This window comes from Bartonella sp. DB5-6, assembly GCF_000278115.1.
Lineage (GTDB): Bacteria > Pseudomonadota > Alphaproteobacteria > Rhizobiales > Rhizobiaceae > Bartonella > Bartonella refiksaydamii.
The window spans coordinates 10,977-19,618 of record NZ_JH725134.1; the positions used below are offsets into that span (position 1 = coordinate 10,977).

Consider the following 8,642-nt stretch of genomic DNA (forward strand, 5'->3'; position numbering starts at 1 on the left):
TGGGACAAGGATAAAGATGCCTTTGCAGCAACACATGGAGGAAATAAAGACAGCAGCAAGATCACGTCACTTCAGGCAGGAACAATTTCAGAAAGTTCAACGGATGCAGTGAATGGAAGCCAGCTTTACTCTATGAATAATACAGTTGCGAAGTATTTTGGTGGCGGTGCTTCGTATAAGGAAGGCACATGGACAGCTCCAACATTTACAGTAAAAACGTTTGATGTAGGAGAGTAAGGATCGTACACTTTCTGGTGTGAAGGAAGCCGTTAATTCTAATGAAGCAATTAACAAGGCACAGTTTGATAAGGGTTTGAAAGATCTTTCTAATAGTCTTCAGTCAGAAGATTCAGCAGTTGTTCTTTACGATAAGAACGAGGATGACAATGGCAGCACTAATTACAAGAGTGTGACTTTTGGAAAAGGCAAAGATTCTGAACCAGTTGCAGTTCATAATGTAGCCGATGGCTTGATCGCTAAGGGTTCGCATGATGTGGTTAATGGAGGTCAGCTTTATTTACTTGGTGATAAGGTTGCTACTTATTTGGGTGGTAACGCTAAATATGAGAATGGAGCATGGACAGCTCCTAGCTTTAAGGTTAAAACAGTTAATGCTGATGGAAGTGCTGTTGAAGATAAGGAATATAAAACTGTTGCGGAAGCTTTGGCGGGAGTTGGTACTTTTATAACGAAAGTTCAGAATAAAGTTACTGAGCAAGTTAATAATGTAGTTACTAAAGTGGAAGGGGATTCCTTATCATGGAGCGAGGGTGATAGTGCATTTATAGCTAAGCATGGTGAGGGAAATGCAAAGACAAGTAGCAAGATCACGTTTCTTACGAATGGTGACATTACTTCTGACTCAACGGACGCTGTCAATGGTTCTCAGATTTACTCTCTGAGCCAGCAGTTTGCAGGTTTTTTGGGTGGTGGCGCTATCTTTAGCGAAGGAACTTGGACAGCTCCAGCATTTAAGGTAAAAACTGTTAAGGATGATGGTCAAGAAGAAGAAACAACCTATAATAATGTAGCGGCTGCTTTTGAAGGTGTTGGCAGTTCTTTCACGAATGTCAGCAGCAAAATTACCAAGGTTCAAAATGAGATTAAAACTGAAATTACTAATCAAATTACCACAGTAAAAGGTGATAATCTAATTAAGCAAGACGAGAAGACAAAAGTTATCACGATTGGTGGTGAGAAAGATGGAACAAGCATCAGTATTGCAAATAGTGATGGTGGTGCACGGACTCTTTCTGGTGTAAAAGATGGAGCGCTTTCAGCAGTGTCGATGGAAGCAGTTAATGGTTCGCAGCTCTATCAGCTCAGCCAGACGCTAGCATTGTATTTTGGAGGAGGTGCTGGGTATAAAGATGGAGCATGGACCGCTCCAACATTCCAAGTTTCGCAATTTAAATTGGATGGTAGCGCGGGTGATAAGAAGGTCTATGATAATGTTGCGTCTGCTTTTGAAGGTGTTAATGGCAGTATGTCAAGTATCAACGACCGCATTAATACTGTAGCGCAAAATGTTTCGTCGAACAGTTTAAATTGGAATGAGGAAGAAGGAGCTTATACTGCCGGTCATGCAGGTAAAGACAGCAAGATTATGCATGTATCGGATGGTACAGTTTCAGCGGGCTCGAAGGATGCTGTGAATGGCGGTCAGCTTTTTGAGACGAATGAGAGGGTTACCGCAGTTGAAAATCAAGTAAGTAATATTGATAAGCAAGTACAAAATATTGAAAGTACGGTTACGAACGGTGTTGTTAAGTATGATCAAGATGTTGAAGGACATAAGAGCAATAAAATCACGTTGTTAGGTGGAAATGAAAGTGATCCAGTATTGATAGACAATGTCTCTGATGGTCGTATAGAAAATGGCTCTAAGGAAGCAGTCAATGGAGGTCAATTGCATGATTATACTGAAGAGCAGATGAAGGTAGTTCTTGATGATGCGAAAAAGTACACTGATAATCAGATCAGTAGTACAGTAAATAACGCTGTTGATGAGTCCAAATCATATACAGATATGAAGTTTGAAAAGTTAAGTTATGCGGTTGAAGATGTCCGGAAAGAAGCAAGACAAGCAGCAGCCATTGGTTTGGCAGTATCTAACTTACGTTACTATGATACGCCTGGCTCTTTAAGCGTTTCGTTTGGTAGTGGTGTATGGCGTAGTCAATCTGCCTTTGCTATTGGTGCTGGTTATACATCTGAAGATGGCAACATCCGTTCTAATCTGTCTGTAACGAGTGCTGGAGGGCATTGGGGGGTAGGTGCAGGGATTACTCTGAGGTTGAGATGATAATACAAAAAACTAATATCATTATAAAAAAGAAAAATATTTTGGTAATTTTATTCGCCCTAGCCTTCATAGGCAGGGGCGTAAGCCTCGCCAATGAGAATAGTAATATTTATACGATACATCCACCGCATTTATCTATTCCTAAGGGAGAACTTGGTGAAACACGTCGGATCATTATGCAATTTTATAATTGGACTTTGATTTGCGATGAAAAAGAGGATGAAAAACAAAAGCGTAAGCAAGGCATATGTAATGTGACTCAGACTGTTCATGATCAGGAAGATAATACTATTTTTAGTTGGTCTCTTGTTTCTGCGAAAAATGGTCAAGCAGTAATGCTTTTTCGAACATTGCCAAATACTGATACAAATGTTCCACTTCGAATGTTCTTGGAAGGTGTTAAAAAGCCTCTTCTCATTCATTATACGCGGTGCAATGAAACGGTCTGTTTAGCTCAATCGCCTATAGGACCAGTTCTTAGTAAACAAATAGAGCAAAACAAAAAAGTGCGTATTTCCTATAAGATTAAAGAGGGAAAGATATTTTCTTTTATTGTACCATTTAAAGGGTTAAGTACAGCACTCAATTCTTTACAACGATAGACTGTGTAGAAGGCTTTAGTAGAATTATTTTTTCATAAATTTTAGTGTGGTATTTTCAAAGTTAAAATGAAGAGGCAATGAATAAGAAATTTTATACAATATGCTATAGAGATAATTTATTCACACAAGAAGTGAATTTTACAAATGTAAAATTATAAGAAACTGTTTCTATATAATAGAAAACCAAGAGTGAGTTTTTTTACAGGTCTTATAGAGCGCAGTACGTTGATTGTTAACAGTAAAAAAATAACTGAGAGCAATCAGTTAAAAATGGCAGAAATACCGCTTTCTCTCGAACAAGGGGAGGGTTAGTTTGTCTTTTGTGAAAGTTTTGATGGATTTTTAGAATAATTTTATTTGACATCAATAACTCCCCGTTGAAGTACTGCAGTTATTTTGATGGTAGTGGTATGAGCGTTCAGTCATTTATAAAGCGCAATTATAACACTGTTATCTTGTGAATACAAAGAGATATTATTTTCAAAAAATTCTCTAGTAGCATAAATTAACCCTTTCATAATAAAGACGCATTCTATGCCAACTATATAAAAGAGAAGTTAGCAAGTTACAAAAATGAATGTAAACAGTGAATTTATGTTTTCAAGTTCATAAAGAGGGATATGAGGAAGAATTAAATCAATGTCTTATTTTGAAAGTAAGGGGTTTTGGGGTTATTGATTTTATAATGTTTTTTTGCCTCAATCCCTAACTTTTTGTGAGCTTTTTTATCGCTTCTAGTGCTAATCTTTTACGATCTGCGCTCTTTGTATAATGGGATGGGATGCTGTCGTCCGTCCAACCAAAAAGTGCTTTCAATTGTGATACCGTTGCTCCTGAATTAGCAGCACGTGTTGCGGCTAATTTTCTCAAACCATGTGCTGATTTTTTAATACCTGCTTGGTTGCATGCTTTATAAAACATTTTGCTAAAGTTATCTTTAGATGTTTTTTTTCCGCATTTGCTACAAATAAATGTTTCTTCACCAATAGGACCAATTTTAAGAGTTTCTGCTAATTCAGGCAAAATGGGTAGAAAAACATCTGTTTGATATTTGCTTTTCTCTGTCTTGAGATGAAAGATATTATCTTTGACATCTTTCCAACCAATTCGTACCGTATCACCACGACGCAAACCCGTGTAAAGAAGAACATCAATCCAGACCCGTTCATGTGAACCATGTGACCAATGGTGATAATATTTTTCAACATCTTCTTCTGTCCAAACAGCAAATCCATCTTTGTTGTTGAGAGGAGGTCTTTTGAGTGCTAATGCTGGGTTATTCTCCAGAAGTTCTTGATCAATCGCCCAATTAAAAAGACCATTAAGTGCTTTTAGAAAATTTTGGGCAGCTGTTGGTTTTTCTTTGCGGCGTTCAATACCCGCTGTAATATGTGATTTCTTTATTTCTCTGTATGGAATGTTTCCTATGGTATCACATACCTTCATAAGGGTGAGTTCTCTTTGTCTTTTCGTAGCTTTAGCAAAGCTATGCCAATGAACGCTGTTAAAATACTGTTTAAGCAGCCATGCAAATGACCCTTCAACAAGTTTACCTACTTTAGGTTTTTGGGGGCTTTAACAGTTTATTTGTAATCTATTTATATCGGTGTACTAATATACATTATGGATAGATTTGTTGGGATAGGTGAGGACGCTCAAGCTTTGGGGTGTTTCGATTAGCACTTTGCGTCGTTGGGAAGGTGAAGGCAAAATTGTTTCTGAGCATACGGCAGGAGGACACCGCCGTTATGACCTATCCAAGCTTAGACCTGAGCTTTTTCATTCGAGAGAACTTTCTCAAAGAAAGACCATTGCTTATGCGCGTGTATCAAGCCATGATCAAAAAGACGATTTAGAGCGACAAAAACAGGTTCTTGAGCTTTATTGCGCAAGCCAAGGTTGGACTTGTGAACTCATCTCTGATTTAGGGTCAGGGATGAATTATCGTAAAAAGGGTCTTAAACGTTTATTGGATGCTCTCATTGAAAATGAAATAGGTCGTTTGGTGATTACGCATAAAGATCGTTTATTGCGCTTTGGCGCAGAATTGGTCTTCACCATTTGTGAAGCCAAACAAGTTGAGGTTGTCATTCTCAATCAAGGAGAAGAAAGCAGTTTTGAAGAGGATTTAGCCAAAGATGTTTTAGAAATTATTACTGTCTTTAGTGCTCGTCTTTATGGAAGTCGTTCGAGAAAAAATCAAAGGTTATTAGAGAATGTTCGTCAAGCTGTAGAGGCATCGCAATGATTGTTGCTCACAAAATAGCTCTAGACTTAAATAATAAACAACGAAGCTACATGGCTCGAGCCAGTGGTTGCGCGCGCTTTGCTTATAATTGGGCACTGAAGGAATGGCAGCAGCAATATGAAGCGTGGAAGAAAGATAATAATTTACCAAAGCCTAATGACTATGCGCTACGTAGACAATTCAATTCTCTAAAACGAGAACAATTTCCATGGATGATGGAAGTTACTAAAAATGCTCCACAAATGGCAATTATTCAATTGGGTGTGGCTTTTAAGAATTTTTTTTCAGGGAGAAGCCGATATCCCACTTTTAGAAAGAAAGGAGTGCACGATCGTTTTACTTTGACCAATGATCAAATACAGTTGCAAGGTTCCAAGATAAGAATTCCCAAACTTGGTTGGGTTCGTCTGCGAGAACAATTGCGATTTCAAGGAAAGATCTTGTCAGCAACCATCAGCCGTAAAGCGGATCGGTGGTTTGTAAGTCTTAGCGTTGAAACAGATAATCAAGAGTCACTAAGCGAGAACCAAGCTATTGTTGGTCTTGATTTGGGCATCAATGCACTTGCAACGCTTTCGACAGGAGAAACCATAGGAAGCGTTAAACCTTATAAGGCTTTGCTAAATCGTTTACGGCGCTTATCACGGCGTTTAAGTCGTAAGCAAAAAGGCTCGAACAATCGCCATAAGGAGAAACAAAAACTCGCTAAGCTTCATGCTCGGATAAGCAATATAAGAACGGATAATTTGCATAAGGTTACAACAGATTTAATTCAGCGTTTTGGTACATTTTGTCTGGAAGATCTTCATGTAAAAGGCTTGCTGAAAAATCAGCATTTATCGCGTGCCCTTGCAGATCAAAGTTTTTTCGAGTTTCGCCGTCAATTGGAATATAAGGCGGCACGCTATGGTCGACAGATTGTTATTGCAGATCGTTGGTATGCGAGCAGTAAGATCTGCCATCATTGCGGATGTAAGATTGAACAATTGCCTCTTAACATACGTGAGTGGAGATGTTCTCATTGTGGTACACACCATGATCGAGATATTAATGCCGCGATTAATTTAAAAAACTTGGCGGTGAGTTCCACCGTGTCAGCCTGTGGAGAGGAAGGCTCTGGCCAATGTCTTGTGACTTTGGTGAAACCAGCCTCAAAGAAGCAGGAAATCAACAGTATATTTAATCAGAAATGATCATATTTACATAAGTTTGGTAGAACGGATGATGCCTTGTAATTCGGCAAGTGCGCTTTTGTAGTTATCAACAAACTCTTGCGTTCCATAGGTCCCGCGAATTCTAATGCGTTTGCCATGACCAATGCGTACATACCATACAATTTTGCCATGTTGGGTAATTTGTTTCACAAGATGAGGAGGACGTGGTTTAGGCATGGTATTTTACATCTTAGAGAGCGCGGTTTCGTAATATTCATTCTTTGACAAATCTAAAAGTTTATCTGGATTGCTAACTGAATTTGGTAGTGGAATATCGGATTTGAGATAGATAAGCAGTTCACCGGTAGGTTTGATTTCTACGAGTTCACATCCTTGTTTTTTTGCTTCTCGTAAAGTGCGTGCAATGGCTGGTTGCGTAATAGTAGGTGGGCGATGTGCCATATCTTTTCTCCTTACATTTAGATGCAATTCACCTATGGTGTGAATCACGCATATGTTGAATGTTGAAAGTTTTTAGGAATGAGTGGTGGTGCGAGGGGAAAAGCACCCCCATAGTGTTTAAGCAGCTTTTGTTGAGAGTTGTTGTATCTCTCGTTCTATTTCTGCTAAAAAGGCTTCAACAGCTTTATTAATCTCTTCAATTTGTTTCTCATCACGGTGGACGCGTTTGATTTTCATTCTCAAACCAGTAGATCTACCTACAAATTGTGGATTATAGCTAATGAAGTGACGCCATTTGCGTCCTGTACAAGCCATTTGGAATTGCATTTGTGCGTGATATTCAGGCTTGATTTCGTCACTTATACAAAAGCGCATATGGTTTACTGATCTCGGGCATTTGACTTCGATTAATCCATCTTCTCCAATAAGACCATCAGGGCTAGCCCCCGCCATTTCTATTGTGGGGTGTTGGATAAACCCGCATTTTGTTATATCGGCATCATAAATGAATGCATATTCTTTCAAGGCATCATCCTCATGTTCAACGCCCCAACGCATATCTTCAGTTTCATAATAGGGGCTTATTTCCCTTGTTAAACGTTCTGTTATGAGTTTGATTTTGTAGTCCTCATATTTGCTTGTAGGCAATCCTTTTGTAGTTTTACTGAGTATGTTGTAAATGTTTGATGCGGTGACTTTACCCAAGCGCGCTTGAAACCATTCTGCTGTTCTTTGTTCCATCTCACACCGCCTGTTGTTGCTCTTGTGGTGGGAGCGATTGTAGAGCTTTTTCTTTTTGAATATTTTTCCTTCTTTCCAAATGCCCCAAAACCAATTCTGCTTTTTCACAAGACATATCTGTTAGCTTTTCTACTCTTGCATAAGAGAAAAGACTACTTTTATTTGTCCCTGTTTCTTTAATTAATTCTTTGATTTGCTTTATCTGTTTAGAGGAAACTTTTTGATTATTTATATCGCCTTCTTTGGTTTGCGTTTGACCATCTGTATCGTCCTCTTTGCTTGCTACATTAAGAAGCATGCCTAAGAGATATCTGCGTGCATAAGTGATGGTAGAGCCAACAGATTGAATGTTATTTTTGCTGCCTGTACTGTCAATTGGAAATGTTCCTTCTGTTGATATTTCATTGCCTGAAGGATGAGACAGAGTTATTTCTATGGTAACATTTTTTTCTGTTTTATGTTTGATACGAGAAAACAAAGCAAAGTTGTATGTTGCAAGCGCGTTCTTTACAGCATCAATGTACTGATCAAGCGTAGCATATTTGCTGTTTGTATGGGTGTTTGTAGAGTTTTTTTGTATTTTTTGATATTCTATTTGCATATTCGAAAGATCACTTGGCAAATCTTTCGTAGTTTTGTCGTTCTATTTCTTTTTCTCGTAAGGCAATGAGACGCTCGAGACGGTCCATATCGACATCATTTTCTAAGACTCTGTTTAAAATACCTTCCATAGCAGTTGGTTTGATTTCACAATCATTCGTTTTTTCCACTAATTCCGTTTGCATGGTACTTAGTTCACTCATCTTGATTTCCTCCATTGCGCGCAATTCCCCCGTGGCGTGAATCACGCTTGTGTTAAGAAGTTGTTTGTGGGGTTAGAAACGGCTTATAGAGATACTATAAAATTAGTAGTTCGTATTTCTTTTTCATGATTGTTGCTCTTAATACATGCTTTGTCTTTTAAGCTCTTGAGACAGCACACTCATACCTTTTGCTGTGATTCTTGCTGCTGGTACGACTTTTTCTATTCCACTTGCGGTTTGCTGATTGATGTTGGTACTTTTGAAAATATTGACAGTCTCATCTCCACGCAAGGAGCAGTCAGTGTTGTTGCGGATGATATCACGCAA

The 8,642-nt window shown here is 38.6% G+C and carries 6 protein-coding genes and 5 pseudogenes; 5 read left to right on the plus strand and 6 right to left on the minus strand.

Going from position 1 to position 8,642, the window contains the following annotated elements; translation table 11 throughout:
• The 3 genes from MCO_RS09610 to MCO_RS09620 all read left to right on the plus strand — a co-directional run.
• A partial coding sequence (locus MCO_RS09610) for a hypothetical protein (RefSeq protein WP_007554282.1) occupies positions 1-237 on the plus strand: 237 nt, incomplete at its 5' end.
• 19 nt (positions 238-256) lie between these two features.
• Complete coding sequence (locus tag MCO_RS09615; protein WP_007554284.1) at positions 257-2,305, plus strand: Vomp family autotransporter; 2,049 nt, start codon at positions 257-259, stop codon at positions 2,303-2,305.
• Positions 2,302-2,907 carry an invasion associated locus B family protein gene (locus tag MCO_RS09620; protein WP_007554286.1) on the plus strand — a complete coding sequence of 202 codons (606 nt, stop codon included), beginning with the start codon at positions 2,302-2,304 and terminating at the stop codon, positions 2,905-2,907. Before MCO_RS09615 ends, MCO_RS09620 begins: the two co-directional genes overlap by 4 nt.
• A gap of 705 nt (positions 2,908-3,612) precedes the next feature.
• Here MCO_RS09620 and MCO_RS09625 read toward each other — a convergent pair.
• Positions 3,613-4,473, minus strand: a pseudogene (locus MCO_RS09625) (tyrosine-type recombinase/integrase); the annotation flags it as partial.
• A gap of 57 nt (positions 4,474-4,530) precedes the next feature.
• On the opposite strand from MCO_RS09625, the pseudogene MCO_RS09630 reads away from it, so the two are divergent.
• Positions 4,531-5,155, plus strand: a pseudogene (locus MCO_RS09630) (IS607 family transposase).
• Complete coding sequence (locus MCO_RS09635) at positions 5,152-6,348, plus strand: RNA-guided endonuclease TnpB family protein (protein WP_007551915.1); 1,197 nt, start codon at positions 5,152-5,154, stop codon at positions 6,346-6,348. Before MCO_RS09630 ends, MCO_RS09635 begins: the two are co-directional and overlap by 4 nt.
• Positions 6,349-6,375: 27 nt before the next feature.
• Here MCO_RS09635 and MCO_RS09640 read toward each other — a convergent pair.
• The 5 genes and pseudogenes from MCO_RS09640 to MCO_RS10725 form a co-directional block, all read right to left on the minus strand.
• Positions 6,376-6,546: pseudogene (locus MCO_RS09640) on the minus strand (integrase); the annotation flags it as partial.
• Positions 6,547-6,552: 6 nt separating this feature from the next.
• Positions 6,553-6,771, minus strand: a complete 219-nt coding sequence (locus MCO_RS09645; RefSeq protein ID WP_007554294.1) for a hypothetical protein — start codon at positions 6,769-6,771, stop codon at positions 6,553-6,555.
• A gap of 117 nt (positions 6,772-6,888) precedes the next feature.
• Positions 6,889-7,512 carry a lambda exonuclease family protein gene (locus MCO_RS09650; protein ID WP_007554296.1) on the minus strand — a complete coding sequence of 208 codons (624 nt, stop codon included), beginning with the start codon at positions 7,510-7,512 and terminating at the stop codon, positions 6,889-6,891.
• Position 7,513: 1 nt separating this feature from the next.
• Positions 7,514-8,315 (minus strand): annotated as a pseudogene (locus MCO_RS09655) (ERF family protein).
• Positions 8,316-8,453: 138 nt separating this feature from the next.
• Positions 8,454-8,642: pseudogene (locus tag MCO_RS10725) on the minus strand (hypothetical protein); the annotation flags it as partial.

Excerpts from the sequence above, each read along its gene's own strand:
- MCO_RS09620 (WP_007554286.1), top strand. The coding sequence starts at position 2,302 with ATGATAATACAAAAAACTAATATCATTATAAAAAAGAAAAATATTTTG.
- MCO_RS09635 (WP_007551915.1), top strand. The coding sequence starts at position 5,152 with ATGATTGTTGCTCACAAAATAGCTCTAGACTTAAATAATAAACAACGA.
- MCO_RS09645 (WP_007554294.1), bottom strand. The coding sequence starts at position 6,771 with ATGGCACATCGCCCACCTACTATTACGCAACCAGCCATTGCACGCACT.
- MCO_RS09650 (WP_007554296.1), bottom strand. The coding sequence starts at position 7,512 with ATGGAACAAAGAACAGCAGAATGGTTTCAAGCGCGCTTGGGTAAAGTC.